The 26,946-nt window shown below is 38.8% G+C and carries 8 protein-coding genes; 7 read left to right on the top strand and 1 reads right to left on the bottom strand.

The annotated features are described in order from the left end of the window. The 3 genes from QM408_RS02385 to QM408_RS02375 all read left to right on the top strand — a co-directional run. Positions 1-4,037 (top strand): mucin-binding protein (locus tag QM408_RS02385; protein ID WP_414373456.1); only part of this gene is annotated, 4,037 nt, incomplete at its 5' end. A 123-nt stretch (positions 4,038-4,160) separates the two neighbouring features. Then, positions 4,161-8,063, top strand: a complete 3,903-nt coding sequence (locus QM408_RS02380) for a mucin-binding protein (RefSeq protein ID WP_414373452.1) — start codon at positions 4,161-4,163, stop codon at positions 8,061-8,063. A 371-nt stretch (positions 8,064-8,434) separates the two neighbouring features. After that, complete coding sequence (locus tag QM408_RS02375; protein WP_414373449.1) at positions 8,435-15,970, top strand: SIALI-17 repeat-containing surface protein; 7,536 nt, start codon at positions 8,435-8,437, stop codon at positions 15,968-15,970. Positions 15,971-16,183: 213 nt separating this feature from the next. Here the strand turns inward: QM408_RS02375 and QM408_RS02370 are convergent, their stop codons facing one another. After that, the gene (locus QM408_RS02370) at positions 16,184-16,729 is read right to left on the bottom strand and encodes an NADPH-dependent FMN reductase (protein ID WP_061439591.1); all 546 of its coding nucleotides are present in this window, start codon (positions 16,727-16,729) and stop codon (positions 16,184-16,186) included. A 245-nt stretch (positions 16,730-16,974) separates the two neighbouring features. Here QM408_RS02370 and QM408_RS02365 point away from each other — a divergent pair, with 245 nt between their 5' ends. The 4 genes from QM408_RS02365 to QM408_RS02350 all read left to right on the top strand — a co-directional run bounded on the left by QM408_RS02365 (position 16,975) and on the right by QM408_RS02350 (position 26,725). Then, positions 16,975-17,463, top strand: coding sequence for a cell wall elongation regulator TseB-like domain-containing protein (locus QM408_RS02365; RefSeq protein ID WP_414373446.1), 489 nt, complete (start codon positions 16,975-16,977; stop codon positions 17,461-17,463). Further along, on the top strand, positions 17,460-18,638 hold the full coding sequence (locus QM408_RS02360; RefSeq protein ID WP_414373443.1) for a pyridoxal phosphate-dependent aminotransferase: 1,179 nt from the start codon (positions 17,460-17,462) through the stop codon (positions 18,636-18,638). Before QM408_RS02365 ends, QM408_RS02360 begins: the two co-directional genes overlap by 4 nt. Positions 18,639-18,660: 22 nt before the next feature. Beyond that, complete coding sequence (gene asnS, locus QM408_RS02355; RefSeq protein WP_033677725.1) at positions 18,661-20,004, top strand: asparagine--tRNA ligase; 1,344 nt, start codon at positions 18,661-18,663, stop codon at positions 20,002-20,004. Positions 20,005-20,281: 277 nt separating this feature from the next. Further along, positions 20,282-26,725: a YSIRK-type signal peptide-containing protein gene (locus tag QM408_RS02350; protein ID WP_414373440.1), complete on the top strand. Its 6,444-nt coding sequence runs from the start codon at positions 20,282-20,284 to the stop codon at positions 26,723-26,725. Positions 26,726-26,946 lie beyond the last annotated feature (221 nt).

The raw sequence follows: 26,946 nt of genomic DNA, 5'->3' as shown, positions 1-26,946 counted from the left end.
ATGGAAGCAAGGCTAAGGATGATGTGGTTGAAACACTGAATTTCAAACGTTGGAGCAATGTCAACTTGGTAACAGGTCATATCGACTTCCAAGACTGGACAACTAATGATGATACGTTTGATAAAGTAGTCTCTCCAACTATCGCAGGATACACAGCGGATAAATCAGAAATTCCAGCTGTAAGCGGAGTGAAGGCTAAAGACCAAGACCGTGTTGAAACAGTTACTTACCGTAAGGATGCTCAAAAAGCTGTTATCCGTTACGTAAGCACTAACGGTAACCGTGTTCTCACAACAGATGAAGTAACAGGTAAGTCAGGAGAAGCCATTGCCTACAGCACAACAAGTCAAATCACAGAGTTCAAGAAACAAGGCTATAACCTTGTTAGCGATGAATTCACAGCGGGTGGTGCTAAGGTTTATGACTACGATACAGCACGTGACCAAGTCTACACTGTAACCCTTTCAGAACGTGTTGAACCAGTTAACCCAGATAACCCAACTCCACAACCAAACACACCAGTCAATCCAGGACAACCAGATAGTCCACGTTGGCCAGGAACCGTTGAAAACTTGGATAACAAGGAAAGTGTTAGCCGTACCATCCATTACGTTTACGAAGATGGAAGTAAGGCTAAGGATGATGTAGTTGAAACACTGAACTTCAAACGTTGGAGTCGTATTAACCTAGTGACTGGTCATATTGACTTCCAAGACTGGACAACTAATGATGATACGTTTGATAAAGTGGTCTCTCCAACTATCGCAGGTTACACAGCGGATAAATCAGAAATCCCAGCTGTAAGTGGAGTTCAAGCGAAAGACCAAGACCGTGTTGAAACAGTTATTTACCGTAAGGATGCTCAAAAAGCAATTATCCGTTACGTAAGCACTAACGGTAACCGTGTTCTCACAACAGATGAAGTAACAGGTAAGTCAGGCGAAGCCATTGCCTACAGCACAACAAGTCAAATCACAGAATTCAAGAAACAAGGCTATAAGCTTGTTAGCGATGAATTCACAGCAGGTGGTGCGAAGGTTTATGACTACGATACAGCACGTGACCAAGTCTACACAGTAACCCTTTCAGAACGTGTTGAACCAGTGAACCCAGATAACCCAACTCCACAACCAAACACCCCAGTCAATCCAGGACAACCAGATAGCCCACGTTGGCCAGCTAGTGTCCATGATTTGGATAACAAGGAAAGTGTTAGCCGTACCATCCATTACGTTTACGAAGATGGAAGCAAGGCTAAGGATGATGTGGTTGAAACACTGAACTTTAAACGTTGGAGTCGTATTAACCTAGTGACTGGTCAAATTTTCTTCCAAGACTGGACAACTAATGATGATACGTTTGATAAAGTGGTATCTCCAACTATCGCAGGTTACACAGCGGATAAATCAGAAATCCCAGCTGTAAGTGGAGTTCAAGCTAAAGACCAAGACCGTGTTGAAACAGTCACTTATCGTAAGGATGCCCAAAAAGCTGTTATCCGTTATGTAAGCACTAACGGTAACCGTGTTCTCACAACAGATGAAGTGACAGGTAAGTCAGGTGAAGCCATTGCCTACAGCACAACAAGTCAAATCACAGAATTCAAGAAACAAGGCTATAACCTTGTCAGCGATGAATTCACATCAGGTGGTGCGAAGGTTTATGACTACGATACAGCACGTGACCAAGTCTACACTGTAACCCTTTCAGAACGTATCGAACGTGTAACACCGAAAGATCCTAAACCGCAACCCAACACCCCAGTCAATCCGGGACAACCAAATACACCAAATTGGCCAGGCACTGTTGAGAGAATGGAGAAATTGACTCAAACAATAAGTCGCCGTATTAACTTCCGTTACCTTAAAAATGGAAAAGCTGCATATGGAACAATTGATCAACATATCAGCTATGAAAGAAATGCTCTTGTGAATTTGGTATCTGGTGATATCCATTATGAACAATGGAAGATTACTGGAATTAAGAACCAAGATGTTGTAGCTCCAGTAGCATCTCAACCATCAGTTACGAATAATGGTGAATCAAGAGTTGCTAGATCATCTAGAAGCAGACGAGCTTTGTCAGAAGTAGCTCCAGTTTCAGAGAATCTTTTAGCTACACAAGTTAATAATTCTCAAGTGTCTCCAGTAGGCTTAACTGTGACTGAAAATGGTGAGCGTTCAGTACGTCGTTCATCAAGAGGTAAACGTGCCACTGTAGCAGAGCCAGATAGTTCAACTAATTCAGAAGCTGATTCATCTGTTAATGCAGTGTTCAAAGCAGTACGAACTCCTATTACACCAAAATTCTATGCTACTGTGAATAAAGTAGGAACGATGGAGGTTAACCCAAATTCTCCTCAAGATACAGAAGTTAATGTCGACTTGAAAGAAATGGGACGTATTGTAGCAGTCAATAATAAAGGACAATATATCAATGAACAAGGAGAGGTTGTACAAAACATTGAAGACGCTCTCTATAAGTACTATGATAATGATCCAAACGATGCAACAAAAGCAGCAGAAACAAAAATTCCTGAAGCTCCAAAATTCCATGTATTAAATAACGAGCAACCAACTGTTTGGGGATATAATATTGTTGACAAGACAATCGAACCAAATGACGAATCTGATCCTGATCGCATCGGAAAAGATACCTTTGTAACATATAACGAAATTATTGATTCATTAACTAAGGAAACTGAGCAAACTGTAAGCTTTACTGGTGCAGGTTCTGCAACTCCTAAAGATAATGTGCAAAATGATTTTGTCTTCAAGGGATCATATAATGAAGCGACTAAAGAAACAACTTGGGAAAATAAGGACCATACCTATGGAACAGTTAAAGTACCTGTTGTGACAGGGTATTTCGCTGATAAAGCAGAAGCTGGTGCTAAGACAGTTACGCCAGATTTACCAAAAGCAACAGATACAGTTACCTATAAAGCTTTGGGTAAAATCATTCCAGTAGATGCTTCTGGAAATGTAATTGCAAATGCTCCTCAACCCCAATACCTGAATGATGCAAATGATCCTCGTAAAGCTGGAGAAACAGCAGTACCTGAAATTGTAGGCTACAAACCAGAGCGTACAAGTGTTACACCTGAAAACCCAGGTGAAGATACAAAGGTAACTTACGTCAAGACAGAACAAGTTGCAGTTGTTCGTTACATAGATGTTGATAACAAGGATGAAGTCGTTCATACAGACAATATTACTGGTAAATCAGGAGAAAAGATCGCCTATACGACAGAAACTGTTTTGAAATCGTTGCTTGAAAAAGGGTACTTATTACAGGAAGATGGTTTCCCTGCAGATGCAACTTTTGATACAGATGAAACAAAAGTTCAAGAATATACAGTCCTATTGAAACATAAGATCACTGTTAAAAAAGATACTCCAAAACTTGTGGAAAGAACGATTCATTATGTATTTGAAGATGGTACAAAAGCAAGTGAAGATCATCATGATCAAGTAAGCTTTTCACGTATGTTAAGTATCGATAATGTAACAGGTAAGGCTACAAGTACATCTTGGGTTTCTGAAGATGGAGTGACAAGTTTTGACGAAGTGGTATCTCCAAGTATTGCAGGATATAATCCTGATCTTGCTAAAGTGGCTGCGGTTCAAGGAATTACAGCAGAAACTGGAAATCAGGTTGTAACTGTAACTTATAGAAATGTTCAACCAATTCCACAAGTTACCCCAACTCCAATTCCGACTCCAACCCCAACTCCACAAGTTACGCCGGATCCAGTACCGACCCCAACTCCGGTTCCAACTCCAACCCCGGTACCGACCCCAACTCCAATTCCGACTCCAACCCCAACTCCACAAGTTACGCCAACTCCAGTTCCAACCTCTACCCCAGCTCCAAAAGTGCCATCAGCAGTTCCAACTCCAAACTCAGCTCCAAAAGAGGAGGAAAAAGAACTTCCAAAAACTGCGGGTCACTCTTCTGGTATGGCTCAAGTTCTAGGAGTACTTGGCCTATTTACTGGATTCAGTTTAGTTGGAAAAGCAAAACGAGATGAATAAAATCAAAATAAAACTCTAGACAACAAAATATTGGAAGTGTAGTGTTTTAGGGAGTGAGAATGTATGTCAATACAGCATCAATTCCACTCCCTTTTTTATCATAAAAAGTTAGAGAGAAAATATATGTATTCAAGAGTAAAACGGAATCAAATGAATAAGGTAAACAAGTATTCCATTAGAAAATCAAGTTTTGGTGCAGTATCTGTTGCTGTAGCTGCCTTGATGGTTTTTGGTACTTATTCAAATGTGAGTGCAGATGAACAGAAAGTAGATTCACATCGCACTGAAAAAGAAGAACAAAAAGTCTCTGAAAAACCAGAAGAGACCAAGCAAGAGAAATCTGAGGAAAAAATAGCAGAATTACCTTCAACTCTTCAAGCTCCAGTTTTGGAAAAAGAAGAATTAGATATCAATGCCCTTCTAAAGAAGGAAGCAGAGTCTAAAGTGGCAGCTGAGACAAAAATTTCTGACTCAAAAGAATTCACTTTTAAAGAAGTTAAGTCTAGTGAAGAAAAAACTACCTCACCTACTTCAAGTGAGAAGGTAAAAGAAGAAAAATCAGTCGAAAAAACTACCTTGGAACAGGTTGTATCAGAAGCAGAAGTTTTAAATCAAGTTGCTGTTCGTTATGCTCAAGAAGCAGATCGTAAAGTTGAAGAAAAAGCCTTGGTTCAAGAAGCTGTTAAGGCAGCAACAATTCAGATTTCACAATCAAAATCCTTGTTGAAAGATTCATATGTTAGTGCAGAAAATCTTAAGACTCAATTAAACCAACTGTATTCAGCTATTGAAACAGTATATACTGAGTTGCAACGTGCAGGACACGGCAAGAAAATTAGCGCTAGTCTATCGCCAACTCAAACACAAGATGTAGCTATCGATAATGGAAATATTATTGCCAGTGGTACAATCGATATGGCGGATCGTGTGACTTCAACAGGTATTGCTGATTATCGTTTCCAATTAAAATTTAAAAATGGTGCCTATCATAAGGGGGATATCTTCACAATTGGTTTGAAGGAATTACCGCAAGACAATAATCTTCCTCAAAAATTGGTTGCTGAAGGTAAAGTATTTGCAGAACGAGTGAGTCTGGTTCAGAAAAATGATAATGCCAAAGCTGGAAGCCTTTCATACTGGGCTTCACGTGGAGATCGTGACGTTGCTCTGGACACAAAAGAATCATGGGATTTAGTTGACAAAGGAAGTCATATTGAAGCAACTTACCGTTTCACTGATGAAATTGAACGTCTAGATGATGTTACTTTTGAACTTCAATACAGAGGCGGAATTCGTTATCCTCGAGTGAACGTGGATAAGTCTGTAACTGGTGTTATTTCAGTTAATGGTCAAAATGTAGTCACTAAGAATTACACTGTGATTAAAACAGATATAGGAGCACCTAAAGTTTATGATACACCAGCTACAGCTAACTTCACAGGTGATGTTATGTTGGATGATGATGGTAGTATCAAAACATATAACAGCACTCTTCGTATCGGAACATGGAAATCAAACTTTAGTGCAGGGACCCGTTTCACCGTTCGTATCAATGATACAGAATTCAATAAGTTTGCTACTGTCGGTGAATTTGTTGAACGTGGTGCCCACAATGTCGAAATGATAAATACTAGCCCTGATACATCAAGAACAAGGGTAAATCGTCATAATGTTATTTTGGAGGCGCCTCGTGAAGAACCAGGTCAACATGCAAAATTTAAGATTCTTAAGGCTGCTGATAATGAATTAACCTTTGAACTCGTTTCTGGAAAGATGTTGGCTGGAAGAACCTATGTATTACGTACAAAAGACTTTGGAGTTGACCGTGTTCCGACAAGTCACACAGTTAATTATCTGAATGAAGCTAGAAATGGTTTTAAATCAAATGTTCCAGGGACATTGACAGTTGTTGATGCCAAAGGTAAAAATCTTACAGACCAATACGAACAAGCTGCTGACTCTGACTGGAAAATTGCCAACCCAGATATGGTAAGAACAGATGGACGCCTTGTATATGGAGATGTAGCTGTTCGCTTCGTTGATACTCAAGGGAAAATGCTTCTTCCTGCCATTGCAGCGGTGGAAAATGGAGGTATCCTTCAAGACAAATTCACTACTGTAAGACCATCTACCAAAATTGATACTAGCTATGTAGCTACTTTGGAGAGAAATACAACTGAGACAGAAGTTCAAGAAAACAAAGGAATTCAAACAACATCTATCACAGCACCTTATCTATTACATTCACCAAATGGTAAATATTATGTCTTCAAAGAGTACGCACAAAATGATCGTTTTTATAGCAATACGAAGACATCTGGTACGATTACACGAGCTCAAGCTAACGTGGTAGCTGTGTACGAAGAAGCTAAATTTGGTAAAGTTGATATTCAATATCGTGATAAAACAAGTCAAGCTATTTTAGAAACATTCAATACACCACATGATAAGAGTTCAAATCTCATTAACTTGTTGGGAAATAACTATGATGTGACTGCTAAAGTTCCTGAACGTTTCGAAAAAGATGGTGTAGTATATGTCTTGTCACAAACACCTGCTAATAGTAAGGGACATTTGACACAGGCTGATATCCATGTTGTTTATGATTATCTTGCTCAACAAAAAGCACAGGTTAAATACCTCAATCAAACAGAAACAAGTCCTAAAGTTTTAGGAAATGTGGATAGTGTAGTTGGTCTTCCAGGTGAAACAATTGCTTATAATTCAAAAACTCGTATTAATCAATACCTAAAACAAGGATATGAATTAGTACATGACGGTTTTGCAAATGCTAATGATAAACGCTTTGACAGTGAAAAACAAACTGATCAAGTATTCTCAGTTCAATTAATCGAAAAAGTTATGACTGTTACAGCAGATGATCCAAAACCAATTGCTGGAAATCCATTGGTAGCAGGAGATGCATTGTCACCTGTTTGGCCTAAATCGGTTGAAAACTTAGATACACTGAGAAAAATGACCAAGCAGACCATTCACTACAAATATCTAAAAGATGGTAAAAAAGCTTTCAAAGATGTAGTTCGATCTGTAGTTTTTGAAAGAGTGGCGAGAGTTAACCTCGTTACTGGTGCAGTTATTTATGATAATTGGAAAATCACAAGAATTGATGATAAACCAGTAGCGTCAGTGGATACGACTGTTCATAAACCAAATGTCACTCCACAAGGAGTAACAACTATTGCAGCAACTCCTTCTAGTCTAGGGAATGGAATTTCTATCAAACCAGTTTTGACTGTTCCGAATCCAGTTGTTGCATCATCACCAATTGTTGCAAAACCCGTTGTACCGGTAAGACCAGTAACACCGGTTAAACCAGCAGTGTCAACTCCGGCCAAGCCAGCGCCTGTCGTTAAACCAAAACCGGTAGCACCAGTAACACCTGTCAAACCAGTAGTTTCGACACCAGTAACTCCAGCGCCTGTTGCCACACCACAACCAGTTGCTCCAGTGAAACCAGTAGCACCTGCACCGGTAACACCTGTTAAACCAGTAGTATCTACTCCAGCTACACCAACACCAGCTGTGCAACCAAAGCCGGTAGCGACTACTGATTCAAAACCTAGCTTAACTCCAGCTGAAGCCTTGGCTGCAATTAAACCAACAGATTTTTCTTCACAAACATCTGTTAATAAGAAAACAGAGACAACACCTGTTCCTGGTGGAACGGCTACGACTACAACTACAACGACAACCACTGTTACCTCAAATGCGGCAACAGCAGGTCCAACAACACCGATTGTCACTATCACGACAAATGAGACCGAAACTCATTCAGAGGTGACAAGTGTCATTCATACTGGTACTACCAGCCACACGCATGTAGTCGGAGTTGTTACAAAACCAAATGTAGTTGTTACTCATCCAAAACCAAGTGTTCAGCCTAAACCGCATTTAACGAGACCTCATCATGGACCAGTACACCATGTTCCTTCACGTCCAGGTAAACAAGTTAAACCAATTAGAACTGGACCAGGAACTCGTGGTCATGCTAGAAGACATCGCTAAATATAAAGTGTTAATACTGATTTAACTAGTAGGATAGTATAATCTAAATAAAATAGAGTTTATAAAAATGAGTAACTTAATATAAAAGTTGCTCATTTTTTGATAATAAAATGAATTTAGTAATTTTCTGGATTAGTAAATTATTTTTACAAAAATATAACAAATCTTATAAACAATATATTATGTATCGAAAGGGTTTGCATATAAGGAAATAAAAGAATATAATATATACAAGAAGAAATTTGATAGTTTGAAGCAAGGAGTTCTTTATGTTTTTTAATCGAAAAGGAATCAATCAAAAGAATTGGAGGATGATAAAGAAAGGGAAGCATTTTCTTTTTGGGTGCACTCTTTTTTTGGCTACAGGAGCAGTGACGATACAGAATCCACATCTTGTTCATGCTGATGAAATGGTTGCGTCTCTGAATGATTCAACTAAAGTCAAAGATGAAGATCCGAATAGTGACAAGGTTCCAAACGATGTGGAAAATCATCCACAGGTAGAAAATCATGTTAAAGAATCAGATAAGATTTCTGAACATGTTCCAGAAGATAGAATTATTGAAAAGGCTGTAGAGAATACAGTCAAAACTGTGGATAAAACTACTTTAAATGAATTAATTGAAAAGATTAGGAACACTGATTTACAGACTAAAACAGCTAAATCAGTTGAAAATCTTAATCTCTCTTTGTCGCGTGCGCAAGCAGTCTTGGATAAAGCAGGTACTAGTCAGGATGAGATAGATAAAGAAGTTCAAGCTTTGTCTGACTCATTTGCTCAACTGGAAGAGAAAAGCAACGACATAGACAAAAAAGAAAAGCAAGCAGACAAAGCAAACGATAGTGATGAAAAGAAAAATCTTTTAACAGAAAAGATCGCTAAGGTTCAGGCTCTTGTTTCAGAAATTAACCAATTAGCAGGAGAAATTAGTTATGAATTTAGTGAATCTGAAAGCAAATCTCTTCAAGCATTTGGTGATTTATCTGAGGAAAAATCCACTGATAGTGAAGTTGATGGTGCTCTAAATGAAGCGAAGAGCCTCCGCAACAAAGTAGCTAATAGAGTAACTCGAGCACAATCTGGGAAACGTGATCCACGGAATGGAAAACCAATTGATGGTAAGGGAGAGAGTGGGTTTAGAGCGATTTGGATATCGTCAATTGCTAACAAATACGAGGGTAGTAATGCGTTAGTAAACGAAAATAAAAAAGAATTAACTTTTTATAATTCAGATACTTTATTCTCGGTGATGACAGCATATGGTAAAAGAGGAAATGGGGAACCGTTAGTAAGATATCCGAATGGTCCAAAACGTGGTGAGGAAGATCCTACTCCATATTATGTAAAACGAGTAGGAATTATTAGTGGTTTAGATCAAGTTAATGGTTTAAAACTACGTGTAGCTTATAAAAATTTCCAAACAGGAAAGAAAGAAGAAGTAGATATTGCTGCTAACTATTGGAATGTAAATAATCCTGAAGTGCAAATGGCTCTTGTTGGGACTATAGGGAATGGCGGTAATGTAACACCAGGTACTTATCATATTACAATTGGGGCGAACGGAAAAAATAAGCAAAATACAATTACCTATACTCTGACTATCAAACCTCAAAGTGAACGTAATACTGTTAATAATTTAACGCCAACTTATGTGGATGATGTCCGTCATTTAACGGAAACAGAAAAGAATGCTTTAATTGAAAAATTTAAAGCAGAGCATCCAAATGTGGTTAATCGTGCGAATCATATTGACTTTGACCATGCTGAAGTATCAGCTGATGGTGCAACAATGACGATTCATTTTAAAGATGGATTCAATCCTAAAACCATCCAAACAAATGCGACAAATGATGTTGAAGCAAAACATTCTAGTCTGACGGCTTATTTTGGGGATTCAAAAGAAATATATACGAATCCAAGGGAATTAGTACGCTCTAAAACAGGTCACGAAGTACCGACAACGGCTCAGGTAACGTATAAAACACCATTTAACTTGCAACAAGCAGGCACAAGAAACGTTGTCGTAACGACCACTTATCAAAACGGGGTAAGTAAAGACGTAACAACTCCTTATACTGTTTTAGACTTTATAGGAAAACAAGATAAGAAAATTAATCAAAATCAATCTGGACAACTAGGAGATGCTAGAAATTACGTAACAGTCTCAAACAATTCAGCAATTCCCAGAGAGTTAACCGTTCGTTGGAAAGGTGGTTCATCTAATGTAGATACTTCTGCAGCAGGTATCCAGCATAAAGAAATCGAAATTCTTCGTGGTAACCATTTGATGAAAACTGTGAATATTCCAGTTGAGATTGTAGATAATATCAAACCGACAATTACTGCCCCTGATAATATTACATTAACGAGATTAGAAGGATTACCTAGTGAAATCAATATTCACGCTCAAGATAATGATAAAGGAGTAGGGCTGAAAGAAAGTAACTCTGTAACGGTTGACAATCTACCGAATCCATTATCTTACAATGCAAAAAAATCAAAAATTGAAATTAATGGCGTTATTCCAAATAATTTCCAACTTGGTAAATCAAGTATTCAAGTGACTGTTAAAGCGGTTGATAAAAAAGGAAATACTGCGACTAAAAATATTACTTTCCATATTCAATCTCAAACACAAAAATATACAGCAGTTGCTAATTCTCAAATTCAAGAAGTAAGTTATGGGGAAGCGCCTGATGCAGGAACAAGTATTCAAAAAAATGGGCTGCCAACAGGTACAAGATACGGATGGGCAACACAACCTAATACGACAACAGGCCCTGGGGATAAAACCGAATTCGTAACTGTAAGCTATCCAGATGGCTCAACAGATACAGTAACTGTAACCGTGAAAGTCCGTAAACTAAGTGATGAACATATACCAACTGGAAAGACAATTGCTGTCAATCAAAATGATTCGGTAACGAGTGATAGATTAAAAGCAGCAGTAACAGTGGATAATGGTGGAACTAGAAAAGTCAAGTCAGTTACTGCATCTCCTGTTAGCACTGTGCATGCAGGCCCACAAACAATCAAAGCGACAGTAACCTATTTGGATAATACCACTGATCCAGTTGATATTCCTCTAGAAGTAAAAGACGTAACACCGCCAACTATACAAACGCCAGCAGAAAATACAAACTGGGAAGTAACGGCATTAGACAAAGCTTTACCAAATATGGAAGTAAGAGCGGAAGATAATGAAAACGGAAGTGGTATTAAAAACGTTACTGTAACAGGGTTACCAGATTATCTAGATTATGATAGTCCAACTCACACTATTAAATTCAAATCAGGAAAAGACGCAGTAGAAAAATTAGCAGGGAATACACCAAGTCAAGAATTTACTTTAAATATTCGAGCAGAAGACAAAGCAGGAAATGTCAGCGAAAGAACTGCGAAAATCACTGTATCTTCAATGAGTGCGAAGACTAATCCTACGCCGATTCCACAAAATACGAGTTATGGACAAGTGCCAGATTCTAATGCAAGTGTAGATAAAGCAGGATTGCCAGACGGAACAAAAGTGACGTGGAAAACACCACCAGTAGTAAATACACCAGGAACTACTACAGGAGTGGCTGAAGTAACTTATCCAGATGGTTCAAAAGATGTAGTGACAGTAAATGTAACGGTTAGAAAAGTAAGTGAAGATTTTACAGCAACTGGAACACAAATTGAAGTAAATCAAAATGTATCAGTTACTCCAGAAATGTTAAAAGGAGCAGTAACTGCGACAAATGCGCAAGGTGAGAATGGAAATTCTAAAATTGCAACCGTGGAATCCAAAACACCAATTAACACTGAGGCGTATGGAGACCAAACAATACAAGCAAAAGTAACATATATTGATGGTTCAGAACAAGACGTTACAATTCCATTGAAAGTAAAAGATGTTACGGATCCAACAATTCAAACACCAGCAGAACATACAAACTGGGGAATGACGGCTTTAGATAAAACATTGCCTCCTATGAAGATTGAGGCAAAAGATAATGCAAATGGTAGTGGAGTTGCTACGATTGAAGTAAATAATATGCCTTCATTCTTAACATTTGATCAAGCTTCTGGAACAATTGTGTTCAAAGAGGGTGTTAGAGAAGTACCGAGAATTGATTCTGACAATGTAATGTATGGTGTAACGATAGTAGCTAGAGATAAAGCTGGGAATTCGACATCAATCTTAGTAAATATTACAGTTTGGTCAATGCGTGGAAAATACAGCCCAACTGCAATAGCGCAAGAAGTGGACAATGGACACGTACCAAATCCAGAAACAAGTGTAAACAAAACAGGCTTACCAGAAGGAACAACTGTTACATGGAAGACAAGACCAGATGTCAGCACACCGGGCAGTCATCCAGGAGTAGCCTTAGTTCATTATCCAGATGGAACAGAAGATGAAGTCGAAGTTCCTGTCACAGTTAAGAAACAAAGTGACACGTTTAACCCAACGGCAAAAGAGCCAAACCAAACTGTTCGTCACAAGGAAGTACCAGATCCAGAGAAAAGTATTAATACCAATGACTTACCAGCAGGAACAAACTATAGCTGGTCAGAACAACCAGACACAAGTAAACCAGGAAGTAAGACAGGAAAAGTATTAATCACCTATCCAGATAAGAGTACGGAAGAAGTGACGGTAACGGTAAACGTAACGCCACAAAAAGATGAATACACACCAACTGGAATCCCTCAAGAAGTGGACAATGGACACGTACCAGATCCAGAAACAAGTGTAAACAAAACAGGCTTACCAGAAGGAACAACTGTTACATGGAAGACAAGGCCAGATGTCAGCACACCGGGCAGTCATCCAGGAGTAGCGTTAGTTCATTATCCAGATGGAACGGAAGATGAAGTCGAAGTACCAGTAAGGGTAAAAGAACAAAAAGATACCTTCAACCCAACGGCAAAAGAACCGAACCAAACTGTTCGTCACAAGGAAGTACCAGATCCAGAGAAAAGTATTAATACAAATGACTTACCAAAAGGAACAAACTATAGCTGGTCAGAACAACCAGACACAAGTAAACCAGGAAACAAACCAGGCAAAGTATTAATCACCTACCCAGATAATAGTACGGAAGAAGTGCCTGTAACAGTAGAAGTAACGCCACAAAAAGATGAATACAATCCAACCGCAATAGCGCAAGAAGTGGACAATGGTCACGTGCCAGATCCAGAAACAAGTGTAAACAAAACAGGCTTACCAGAAGGTACAAGCGTAACATGGAAGACAAGGCCAGATGTAAGTACACCAGGAAGTAAGACAGGAAAAGTATTAATCACTTACCCAGATAAGAGTACGGAAGAAGTGACGGTAACGGTAAACGTAACGCCTCAAAATGATGAATACACACCAACTGGAATCCCTCAAGAAGTGGACAATGGACACGTACCAGATCCAGAAACAAGTGTAACCAAAACCGGCTTACCAGAAGGCACAACTGTTACATGGAAGACAAGGCCAGATGTCAGCACACCGGGCAGTCATCCAGGAGTAGCCTTAGTTCATTATCCAGATGGAACGGAAGATGAAGTAGAAGTACCAGTAAGGGTAAAAGAACAAAAAGATACCTTCAACCCAACGGCAAAAGAACCGAACCAAACTGTTCGTCACAACGAAGTACCAGATCCAGAGAAAAGTATTAATACAACCGACTTACCAGCAGGAACAAACTATAGCTGGTCAGAACAACCAGACACAAGTAAACCAGGAAGTAAGACAGGAAAAGTATTAATCACCTATCCAGACCATAGTACGGAAGAAGTGACGGTAACGGTAAACGTAACTCCACAAAATGATGAATACAGCCCAACTGGTATTGCGCAAACCGTAGACAATGGACATGTGCCAGATCCAGAAACAAGTGTAAACAAAACAGGCTTACCAGAAGGCACAACCGTCACATGGAAAGAAACTCCAGTTGTGAATACACCAGGAAGTCATCCAGGAGTAGCCTTAGTTCATTATCCAGATGGAACGGAAGATGAAGTAGAAGTACCAGTCACAGTTAAGAAACAAAGTGACACCTTCAACCCAACGGCAAAAGAACCGAACCAAACTGTGCGTCACAACGAAGTACCAGATCCAGAGAAAAGTATTAATACAAACGACTTACCAAAAGGAACAAACTATAGCTGGTCCGAACAACCAGACACAAGTAAACCAGGAAGTAAGACAGGAAAAGTATTAATCACTTACCCAGATAAGAGTACGGAAGAAGTGACGGTAACGGTAAACGTAACGCCTCAAAATGATGACTACACACCAACTGGAATCCCTCAAGAAGTGGACAATGGACACGTACCAGATCCAGAAACAAGTGTAACCAAAACCGGCTTACCAGAAGGCACAACTGTTACATGGAAGACAAGGCCAGATGTCAGCACACCGGGCAGTCATCCAGGAGTAGCCTTAGTTCATTATCCAGATGGAACGGAAGATGAAGTAGAAGTACCAGTAAGGGTAAAAGAACAAAAAGATACCTTCAACCCAACGGCAAAAGAACCGAACCAAACTGTTCGTCACAACGAAGTACCAGATCCAGAGAAAAGTATTAATACAAATGACTTACCAAAAGGAACAAACTATAGCTGGTCAGAACAACCAGACACAAGTAAACCAGGAAGTAAGACAGGGAAAGTATTAATCACATATCCAGACCATAGTACGGAAGAAGTGACGGTAACGGTAAACGTAACGCCACAAAAAGATGATTACGATCCCCAACCAAAAGCTCAAACAGTAGAACATGCTCAAGTACCATCTGCAAAAGATAGTATTGAAAATGTAAAAACGTTACCAGAAGGAACGACTTTTGGATGGAAAGATGGAAAAATTCCAGATACTTCAAAACATGGGGAGAAAAAAGGTGTTGTAACTGTAACGTATCCAGATGGAAGTACAGAAGATGTTGATGTTGTAATTACTGTGAATCCAGAAGATTTCAGTCCAGTAGTTCCGATGGAAAAAGTACCTGTGAAAAATCCTGAGAACTTAAGTCCAGAAGAACAAGATAAAGTGAAAGAAAAAGTGACAAAAGCAAATCCAGGAAAAGATGTAACAGTTGATTCAAAAGGAAATGTGACAATTACAGATCCGGAAACAAAAGTCAGTCATGAAATTTCTCGAGATAAATTGGTATTTGCATATGCAAAAGGTGTACCAGAAATTTTGAAAATTCCAGAATTTAATGGAGGAGTAAATACCCCGGATTCGCCAGTTCATGGAGTTCCAGAGTTTGCAGGTGGAGTAAATGGTGAGCCAGAAATTCAAGAAACCTTACCGGAATTTAATGGCGGAGTGAACGCACCAAATTCACCAACACATGAAGTCCCAGAATTCAATGGAGGTGTGAATGGTGATCTTCCTGATCCAGTAGAAGTACCTAAAGTTCAACTGATTATCACTAAGTGGGTTGATGAAAATGGTAAAGAATTGAAACCAGCGGATTCCAAAGCTCCAACGGTATTAGGTGAAGCCAATGAAGCATTTGAACATGGTGAAATTGAAGGTTATGTATTTGTAAGAACAGAAACTAAAGGTGATGTTGTAACTCACATCTTCAGGAAAGTGAGTCCAGTTAGACCAACAGGTGACGCTCAGCAAAGACCAGCTGCACCATCTTACGATACAAATCCTAGACCGGATATTGCTACCCCTGCTGAGGTGCCAGCTACTCAACCGGCTGGACAACCAAGTCAAACAGTTGAAGTGTCTGCTCAATTGCAGAATGAAGTATCAGAAACGAATCCATCAGTTTCTCAACCGAAAGCAATATTGCCAAATACTGGTACACAAGAAGACCGTGCTACAGGAGCAATAGGGGTTCTCTCTCTTCTTGGCGCATTTGGTTTGCTATTTGCCAAAAAGAAAAAAGACGATGAAGAGGAAGCTTAAATAGATGATCTCATCTGATCCTTGGTAGCTTTCCCTACGTGAAGTCTTTGTAAATCAAAAAGAACTAGAAAACTCACTCATTTGTGAGAACTCTAGTTCTTTTTTCGTATTTCAAGAACTAGTCATTCGATTGTTGATGAATTGTCTAGTTCTTTTATATAGAGGGCTAAAAGTCTGTCCGATTGTCTGTTTTAGAATAGCAATTAGAGATGACTAGATTGCATTGACCAAATCTTGAGCTTGTTTTTCAAGTGAGTTTAGGACTGTTTCTTCAAGAACCAATTTTCCGTCTGCCCAAGCAGAGTCATTGACACGTGCAGCAGTGAAATCACCAACGACTTGTGTACGGATAAATGGCAAGAGGTCCTTGTAAATAGCGAAGAGTTGATCGTGACCTGCATTGGCTACAGATGATACTGTGACAAACTTGTCTTGAAGGGCAGAAGCGCCACGTGTATCAGATAAGTCAAGGGCACGAGATAGCCAGTCAAGCAAGTTTTTCACTGTTCCAGGGATAGAGAAGTTGTAGACTGGAGAGAAGATCCAGATGGCATCCGCAGCGAGAACCGCTTCGCGAGCAGCCGCTACAGCTGGATGTGTTGGAACTTCCAAATCTTGGCTGAAGAGAGGAAGGGCTGAATAATCAAGGTAGCTAACTTCCGCTTTACCAGCAAGTGCTTTCTCAGCTTCGAGAGCCATTTGGTGGTTGAAAGAACCTTGACGTAGGGATCCGACGATAAATAATACTTTTTTAGACATGATGTGTCTCCTTTTTCTTAAAATTTCGAGAATTGCCTCGTTGTTATAAAATATATTACAACAAAAGAAAACACCTTGCAAGAAATTTGCTCAGAGTTTATTTGAAAATTAAAAATTACAGAAACTTTAGTCGTTTGCGACTGGAAAAGTAAGAAGTGTTTTTTGGATCCTGGTTTATATTTGATTTTCGAAGAGTATTCTTATATTCACTTGTAATAAAGTTTAATAGATGGTAAAATAGACGAGTGAAAAAAAGACAAAACAAAGCAAAAAATAATCTACTGTGGCAGTATGGTATAGGGATGACGATTTTGTTTGTGGTTATCAGTGCTTCCTTTCTGTATCTAGTGTTTTTGGGTATGAGACCTTATCAAACAGCTAAAAGTGAAGGAGAAAAATTAGCTCAGCAGTATGCAGGATTAGAGCAGGCTGATCAGGTTGACTTATACAATGGCTTGGAATCTTATTACAGTGTTCTTGGTCATAATAAACAGCAAGAAGCACTTGCTGTCCTGATTGGAAAAGATGACCATAAGATTTACGTTTATCAGCTAAATCAAGGTGTTTCACAAGAAAAAGCAGAAGCTGTTTCGAAGGAAAAAGGAGCTGGCGAGATTGACAAGATTACCTTTGGTCGTTATCAAGACAAGCCAATTTGGGAAGTCAAGTCAGGCTCTGATTTTTACCTAGTAGATTTTGAAACAGGAGCATTGGTCAATAAGGAGGGCCTATGAAACTATCCAACCGTGTTTTAGAAATGGAAGAAAGTGTGACTCTGGCTAGTGATGCAAGAGCAAAGAAGTTAAAGGCTGAAGGAAAAGATGTACTTTTCTTAACTTTAGGTCAGCCCGATTTCCATACTCCCAAAAATATTCAAGATGCAGCTGTTGCAGCCATTCGAGATGGACGTGCTTCTTTCTATACGGTAGCTTCAGGTTTGCCTGAGTTAAAAGCAGCAGTCAATACCTATTTTGAGCGTTATTATGGTTATTCCGTAGCGGCCAACGAAGTCACATTTGCTACCGGTGCCAAGTTCTCCCTCTATACTTTCTTTATGGCTGTAATCAATCCTTTAGATGAGGTTATTATTCCAACTCCATACTGGGTTAGTTATGGAGATCAGGTCAAGATGGCAGAAGGGCTTCCAGTCTTTGTTCAAGCTAAAGAAGACAATGATTTTAAAGTCACAGTGGATCAACTAGAACTAGTTAGGACAGATAAGACAAAGGTTTTGGTTCTCAATTCACCATCTAATCCGACTGGTATGATTTATACTCGTGAAGAATTACTAGCTATCGGAAATTGGGCAGTTGAGCATAACATTCTGATTTTAGCAGATGATATATACGGTCGCCTTGTTTATAATGGAAATGAATTTGTTCCAATCTCAAGTCTATCAGAAGCAATTCGTAAGCAAACCATTGTTATCAACGGTGTATCTAAGGCCTATGCCATGACGGGTTGGCGAGTTGGTTATGCGGTAGGTGATCCTGAAATCATTGCAGCTATGAGTAAATTGACGGGACAAACAACTTCAAATTTGACATCTGTTTCTCAATATGCGGCTATCGAAGCCTTAACAGGACCACAGGATTCTGTTGATATCATGCGTAAAGCTTTTGAGGAGCGTCTCAATACCATTTATCCGCTATTATGTGAGGTCCCTGGTTTTGAAGTTGTTAAGCCACAAGGAGCCTTCTACCTCTTTCCAAATGTTAAAAAAGCCATGGAGATGAAAGGTTATACGGATGTGACTGACTTTACAACAGCTATTCTTGAGGAAGTTGGTTTGGCACTTATAACAGGAGCAGGTTTTGGAGCGCCAGAAAATGTCCGCCTCAGCTATGCGACAGACCTAGACACGCTTAAAGAAGCAGTTAAACGCTTGAAAGCATTTATGGAAAAATAAAAGAAAAAGAAAAGGAAAAATAATGACAAAACGTGTAACGATTATCGATGTAAAAGACTATGTTGGTCAAGAAGTGACGATTGGAGCTTGGGTTGCCAACAAATCAGGAAAAGGGAAAATTGCCTTCTTGCAATTGCGCGATGGAACAGCCTTCTTCCAAGGTGTGGCCTTTAAACCAAACTTTGTAGAGAAATTTGGTGAAGAAGTGGGGCTTGAGAAGTTTGATGTCATCAAACGCTTGAGCCAAGAAACGTCTGTTTATGTGACAGGTATTGTCAAAGAAGACGAACGTTCTAAGTTTGGCTATGAATTGGACATTACAGATATCGAAGTGATTGGTGAATCTCAAGACTACCCAATCACACCAAAAGAACACGGAACAGACTTCTTGATGGACAACCGTCACTTGTGGCTCCGTTCTCGTAAGCAAGTAGCGGTGATGCAAATTCGTAACGCTATCATCTACGCAACTTATGAGTTCTTCGACAAGAACGGCTTCATGAAATTTGATAGCCCAATCCTTTCAGGAAACGCGGCAGAAGATTCAACTGAACTCTTTGAAACGGATTACTTCGGAACTCCAGCCTACTTGAGCCAATCAGGTCAGCTTTACCTAGAAGCAGGCGCTATGGCCCTTGGTCGTGTCTTTGACTTTGGTCCCGTATTCCGTGCTGAAAAATCAAAAACACGCCGTCACTTGACTGAGTTTTGGATGATGGACGCAGAGTACTCATACTTGACACATGATGAGTCACTTGACTTGCAAGAAGCTTATGTGAAAGCTCTTCTTCAAGGTGTTCTTGACCGTGCGCCTCAAGCCTTGGAAACTTTGGAACGTGATACAGAACTCTTGAAACGCTACATTTCAGAGCCATTCAAACGTATCACTTACGATCAAGCCATTGACCTCTTGCAAGAGCATGAGAATGATGAAGATGCTGACTACGAACATCTTGAGCATGGTGATGACTTTGGTTCACCACATGAAACTTGGATTTCAAACCACTTTGGTGTGCCAACATTTGTCATGAACTATCCAGCAGCCATCAAGGCCTTCTACATGAAACCAGTTCCTGGAAATCCAGAGCGCGTGCTTTGTGCAGACTTGCTTGCTCCAGAAGGCTATGGAGAAATTATCGGTGGTTCTATGCGTGAGGAAGACTACGATGCCCTTGTCGCAAAAATGGATGAACTTGGCATGGATCGTACTGAGTATGAATTCTACCTTGACCTTCGTAAATACGGTACAGTTCCACACGGAGGATTTGGTATCGGTATCGAGCGTATGGTAACCTTCGCAGCAGGAACAAAACACATCCGTGAAGCTATTCCATTCCCACGTATGTTGCATCGTATTAAACCTTAAATAATGAGATGAAAGTAAAAGGTCAAATCGGCCTTTTACTTTTTTTAAAAATGAAATCACTTAAAAATAAGATTAATATATATATATATATATAGAAAAATACATATTTAGGATATAAAACGTAGACAGTTTAATTGAAATAATGTTATAATGTAAGTTGGGAATGATGTACCTAAGTGCAGCTATCTTACTTTCTGAATCAGGCTGGGAAGGGGGGAGTTTTTGAATTACTTGGGCCTAATTCCGCAATTAAGATTTATTAAAAAAAGGAGATAATATGTATTCAAGAATGGACAAGTACCACGGACAAAAAGTCCAGCGCTTTTCAATCCGTAAGTATAGTTTTGGAGCAGCGTCAGTAGCTGTAGCAGCCTACATGATGTTTGGTGGAGCAGCAACTGTTCACGCGGATGTTACACCTTCAACAACTCCAGCAACAAACGAACAAGTAAACCCTAACGCTGGGAATCCAGAAGATTCAAATAAGGCTCAATCTTCAACTGAAACTGCTACATCAACTGTGGTAGCACCAAAAGCTGAGCAACCAACAGCACCAGTTGCAGAAAAACCAACTTCTGAAGTTGAACAACCATCAGCACCTGCAGAATCACCAAAAGCGGAAGAAGCATCAGCTACAAAGGCTGATACAAGCAAATTGGAAGCAGCTATTGCTCGTATGGAAGCAGCCCTTGGGAAAGCAGGTCTAACTGAAAAGACTGCCTCAGCCATCGAAGCAGCAAAAGCAGAACTTGCTAAGGCGCAAGCCCTTCTTTCAAACGACAAAGCAACACAAGCAGAAGTTGATTATTCAACAAGTTCTTTGAAAAACAGAGCTTTCGTATTAGAAAGTATGCCAAAAGCAACTGCAGATAAGAAAGAAAACAAAAACCAAGATTCACGTAATGGACAGGCCATTCCTGGTCAAGGTGAAAGTGGCTTTAGAACAGTAGATACAACTGCAGCTAACTCGGCAGAAGAAGCAGCTAAATACAAAGCTGAAAGAGATAACGCTTTAACTGAATTACAAGCAAATATTGCTAAAATTCAAGCTAAACTTGATGAACAAAAAGCAAAAGATGCGAATAAAAAAGATCAAGCAGTAATTGATACTTACACTAAAGTTATTGAAAAAGCTAATGGTGTAGTAACGAAAGCGAATGCTGCAGAAGCAACATCAGCTCAAGCAATGAGCCAACAAGCAGAAGCTGTTAAATCTGAACGTGACTTATTAGCATTTTACTTAGCAGGAAAAACTGAATTAGGTGCTCCTGTTAGTGAAAACCATGCTGCTTATGGTAACAACCCTAAAAACGGTGTATTCGAAAGCTTAAAAGAAGGTTTCGGAGACAAAGTAACATTCACTGATGCAGATAAAAAATCAGAAACAATTGCTAAACAATATGAAAGTGGACGTGACATTACTAATAAAGTAAATAATGTTCCAAATGCAAAAGATACAATCGGTAGTGCAACCTATAACTGGCAAGAAAAAGCTATTACAAAAGCTGATGCAGAAGCTGGTATGTTAAATGGTTGGAAAATTGAAAAAGGTGAAAAAGTTAATGCGGTTAAACCACTTGATGTAACAAATGTTACAGATAAAGATGGACAACCAAGTACACGTGAAGTTCCAAAATCTAAAATCTATTCAAACGATGGAGAATTAAAAAAATACCAAACTTCAGGTGAAAAAAGTTATGTTAATGGTAGTGGTGCTGTTCCTTCAGTAACTCCAACAATTGATGTAATGAGAAAAAATGTGTTCGGTGAAGTGAAAAACCGTGATTACTATCTAGAATTAGGAAGTAAAGGTACAACACTTTCGAAAGAATTCGATGTAAACGGAAATTCTCGTCTAAATGTTAACTTAATTCATAGTGCTGCATATGGTGGTTCAACATCAACATCATCAGGTGAAAGAGTTAAATTAACAATCGTAGATGCATTCACTGGTAAAGAAATCAAACCAGTTGAAGGTAAAAATGCTCCTTTAGCAACTGAACAAGCTGCTCTTGCTGCTAACGGATGGAACCACCTAGACCGTATTTATGATATTCCAGCTGAAACAACTAAAATTAAAGTGTTAATTGAAGCAGGAAGTCAAGGAACAAATAGTTTAATTAATGATAACAAAATCAATATTAAAGATGGTTACTTAATCGGTGGTATTGGTATCGCAACTGCTCCAGCTGCTGAAGTATTAACTAATGTTCGTTCAGGAAACAAAAGTTTTGAATTCGGATATACAAAAGATACAATTTATGATAAAGGTCAAAAAGGTGTATTTGATATCGATATTAAAAACACTGGTGGAATGAATATTGACTACTATGGTGCATCAAATGTTGAAGTGACAGTAGAAGTTCCTAAAGGTGTAACGTTAGAAGATAAAATCTACAATGCTAACGGTGGATCAAACTGGTTAGGAAATGTTTGGGCAAATACAATTAAATGGGTTCCTAACGATCCAAGTGATAACTCAAAAGGTGGAAAATTAACTTATAACGTACCAGCCGGAAATCGTATGGCTGCTGCAGAGACAAACTCTCGTAAAACAAGTATTCCATTTACAGCAGCAGATAACTTCGTAGGACCAGCTGACTTTAAAGTAACAGTTAAGAGTGGTTTTGGAGATACGGATGCAGAAGGTAACAGACTGTACTCATATACTGCAAATGGTTTAAAACCAGCTTATGAAAATGAATTTAACCGTAATGGTTTAGCAGATTCAGATGATCCAAACCACAAATATGGTAGAGAAATCTTCATTAATAGTTTACAAACTAACTCAGTCATTACCGTACCAATTAACACAACTGATGAACAATTAAAAGCAATTGCTTATGCGAAAGCACAAGAAGCTATTAAATCACCAGAGTTTACTAAATTATTAAACGATGTTACTGGTACAGCTGCATTAGGTGACACTAATGGTTCAACTTTTGTTAATAAAGATAATATTGCAATTACAAAAGTTGCTGAAGATGGTCGTGGGGTTGTTAAAGTACCTGTAACGTATACAGTAGATGGTAAAACATATGAGACTACTGTTGATATTGAGGTAAACGTTGTTAAATCAACTACAAAACCAGTTGTAGTATTTGAAGGTGATGAAATTACACCTGCTAGTGTTAAAGAAAAAGTAGAACCAGCTACTACCCTTGGTAAAGGTACTGCTAATGAACCAAAAGCAAGTGATATCTTCAAAACTGATGGAAAAGCTGGTCAAACTGGATTAACAATTCCAACAACAGTGACTCACAATGTAGATGGAACAGAAGTTACAGAAAATGTAACAGTACCAGTTACAGTTCTTCCTAGAACAGAAGGTGAAGTTGACGTACCTAAAGGAGCTACTCCAGATAAAGTTAAGGATACTTTAAAAGCTAAAGCAGAAGAGTTAATTAAAACTCCTGACTTCCCTGAAAAAGTGCCAGAAGGATATACAGTTACTGTAGGAGAAGTTCCTGAAATTCCTGCTGATATTGCTAATAAAAAAGGTGAACCAGTAGTTGTAAAAGTTCCAGTAACATTTACATCACCAGACGGAACAACGTATACTTCAGAAATTCCAGTAACAGTAAATGTTAAAGGTTCAGAAGTGAAACCTGTATATGTTGTAGAAGGAAATCAACCAAAACCAGCTGATGTTAATGAAGCAGTTACACCTGATAAAGGTGGAGATTTAACTCCTGTAACTGAAGCTGACATCAATAAAGACGTTCCTACGGATAAAGTTAAAGTAGGAGCAACTGATTTGTCAGTTAAAGCAACTGTTAAATACCCAACTGGTGATGAAAATGTAGACGTTCCAGTTAAAGTATTACCAAAAGCAACACCAACAGGTGTGACAGTACTTAAAGATACTGATGACACAGCTCTAACTAATGCTGTAAAAGAAAAAGCGAATGAAGCAGTAAGTAAATTAACAAACTTACCAGCTGGAATTACTGCATCACTAGATGAAAGAGAAACTTCTTACACATTACCAAAAACAGATTCAAATGGGGACAAAGATACAGTTCCTGTAAAAGTATTATACAAAGATGATAAAGGTAATGTAGTTGGTGAAGATACAATTAACGTACCAGTTAAAGTAGTAAGCTCAACACCAAAACCAGTAGTCGTATTCGAAGGTGACACACCAAAATTAGACAAAGATTCAGTAACACCAGGTGAAGGTGGAACAGTTGGAGAACCAACAACAGTTCCATCTACAAAAGATAAAGCTGGAGCTACAGATGTAACAGTTGATGTACCAGTAACTTACGACAATGGAAAAGTGACTGAAACAGTTAAAGTTCCAGTAACAGTATTACCAAAAGCTGAAAGTGAAGTAACAGTAGCTAAGAATACAACTCCAGATAAACTGAAAGAATTAGCAAAAGATAAAGCTAAAGAAGCTGTTGAAGCAACAGACTTCACATCTAAATTACCAAAAGGTGCAACAGTAACTGTTGGCGATGTGACTGAAGATGTATTAGCTAAAATAACAGCTGAAAAAGGTACAAACACAGGAACTGTTAATGTGCCAGTAACCTACACAGTTGATGGAAAAGATTACACAACTACAATCCCAGTAACAGTAAATGTTAAAGGTTCAGATGTAAAACCTGTGTACGTTGTAGAAGGTGATAAACCAAAAGCTGAGGATGTAAACAAAGCAATCACTCCTGATACTGATGGAACTACAACACCTGTAACTGATGAAGAGATCAACAAAGCTATCCCTACAACAGAAGGTAAAGTAGGTTCTCCAGATGTTAAAGTTACTACTAAAGTAACTTATAAAGATGGTGGAGACGAAGAAGTAACAGTACCTGTTACAGTATTACCAAAAGTTAAACCAGAAGGTGTAACAGTACCAAAAGATGCTGATAAGACTGAATTAGCAAAAGTTGTTAAAGAAAAAGCAGAAGAAGCAGCTAAAAAACTTGAAGGTCTTCCAGACGGTGTAACAGTTACAGTAACAGATGTTAATACAACTCCTGGAACAGATACTGTAGGTAAACAAACTCCAGCAACTGTAACAGTTGAATACAAAGATAAAGATGGAAACAAAATCACTAAAGTGATTGAAGTACCAGTAAACGTTGTGTCTTCAACACCACCATCAGTAGTAGTATTTGAAGGTGACACACCAAATTCTGAAGAAATTAAGAAAGGTATTGAACCTGGTAAAGGCGGAACAGTAGGAGACCCTACAAAAGTTCCATCTACAGCAGGAAAAGCTGGAGCAAAAGACGTTGAAGTAGAAGTACCAGTAACATACGGAAATGGTAAATTCAAAGAAAACGTTAAAGTTCCAGTAACAGTATTACCAAAACCAAAAGCTGGAGAAGTTGTTGTACCAAAAGATCTTTCAGAGAAAGAATTAAAAGATAAAGTTGGTAAAGATGCAGAAAATGCAATCAACAACGAAGAATTCAAGAAAAAACTTCCTGAAGGAGCAACTGTTAAAGTTGATTTAACAAATGTTACAGTACCAAAAACTTCAGAGCCAGGAAAAGCTGGAGAAGTAGAAGTACCAGTGATTTACACTGTCAATGGTAAAGAGTACAAAACAACAGTTAAAGTACCAGTAACAGTGGTTGAAGGTAAAGAACAACTTGTACCAAAAGGTGATACTCCAGATCCAAAAGATAACATTACACCAGGAAATTACCCAGAAGGAGCTACATTCGAATACGATACACCAGTAGATACTTCTAAACCAGGTAAAAAAGAAGCTGTTGTTATTGTTAAGGATAAAGATGGTAAAGAAATTGTACGAGTTCCTGTAGTAGTGAATGTGGTAGAACCAAAAGTTACACCAATCATTGTTCCAGAAAGAACTAAATTAACTAAAGAAGATGTACAAAAACACATCGAAATCCCAGGAGTAACTGGATGGGAAATCGTAGGGGAACCAGAACTTCCTGAAACATTCCCTGCAGGTGTAAGACCATCAGCAACAGTTACAGTTAAATTACCAAACGGTAAAACAATGAAAGTACAAGTACCAGTAATTGCTACACCAACTGTAACACCAATCGTTGTACCTCAAGGAACAACAATTACACCAGATGATGTGAAGAAACACGTCAACATTCCTAAAGAATCAGGATGGGAAATTATTGAAGTTGGAGAAATCCCAACAACTGAAACACCTGGAGAAAAAACAGCTGTTAAAGTGAAGGTGAAATTACCAACTGGTGAAATTATCGAATTGGAAGTACCAGTAAAAGTAACACCTAAAGAGTCTACAGATCTTATCCCGGCACCAGTTCAGCCTGATCAAGTTGTGACTTACTATGTAGATGAAAATGGTAAAACTATCTCTCCAAGCGAAAACGGCGCACAATCTCCTAAGGCTGTTTCTGGATATGAATACCAAACAACTACAAAAGATCCAAATGGAAATCTTGTACACCACTACAAGAAAGTGGCAACGCCACAACCTGCTGGACCAACTGCTTCTGAACAACCTGCAGCTCCAACAGCTCCAGCAGAACCAGGACAACCAGCAACACCAAATCAAACTCAACCAGCGGCACCAGCTCAAGCAGATGCAACAGTAGCAACTGATACAACTGCTAAACCAGCAACACCTAAATATGTTGAAGGTCAAAAAGAATTGCCTAACACAGGTACAGAAGCCCATGCAGGCCTAGCAGCACTTGGACTTCTTGGAGCCCTTAGTGGATTTGGACTTCTTTCTCGCAAGAAAAAAGAAGACTAAAAACTCATAGTTTTTAAGAAGATGATTCGTCATCTTCTTTTTTTGGCTTTTTGTCAACTGTATAGTGGATTGAAGAAAAGCGGCTATATCTATAGGGGATTTACCCGCTACAAATAGTACATCTCAGAAATAGTATAAATTTATTTTTGAGATGATAGTTTATCGTTCTCTATATTGTATTTTTATGCAATATATATCTGAGTATGTTTAGGAAGAGTTTG

The organism is Streptococcus mitis (assembly GCF_047464965.1).
Classification (GTDB): domain Bacteria; phylum Bacillota; class Bacilli; order Lactobacillales; family Streptococcaceae; genus Streptococcus; species Streptococcus mitis_DU.
This window is presented reverse-complemented; position numbering and strand designations above follow the sequence as displayed.

What these genes read in the sequence shown, in the direction of transcription:
- QM408_RS02380 (WP_414373452.1), top strand. Translation starts at nt 4,161, where the DNA reads ATGTATTCAAGAGTAAAACGGAATCAAATGAATAAGGTAAACAAGTAT.
- QM408_RS02370 (WP_061439591.1), bottom strand. Translation starts at nt 16,729, where the DNA reads ATGTCTAAAAAAGTATTATTTATCGTCGGATCCCTACGTCAAGGTTCT.
- QM408_RS02360 (WP_414373443.1), top strand. Translation starts at nt 17,460, where the DNA reads ATGAAACTATCCAACCGTGTTTTAGAAATGGAAGAAAGTGTGACTCTG.
- asnS (WP_033677725.1), top strand. Translation starts at nt 18,661, where the DNA reads ATGACAAAACGTGTAACGATTATCGATGTAAAAGACTATGTTGGTCAA.
- QM408_RS02350 (WP_414373440.1), top strand. Translation starts at nt 20,282, where the DNA reads ATGTATTCAAGAATGGACAAGTACCACGGACAAAAAGTCCAGCGCTTT.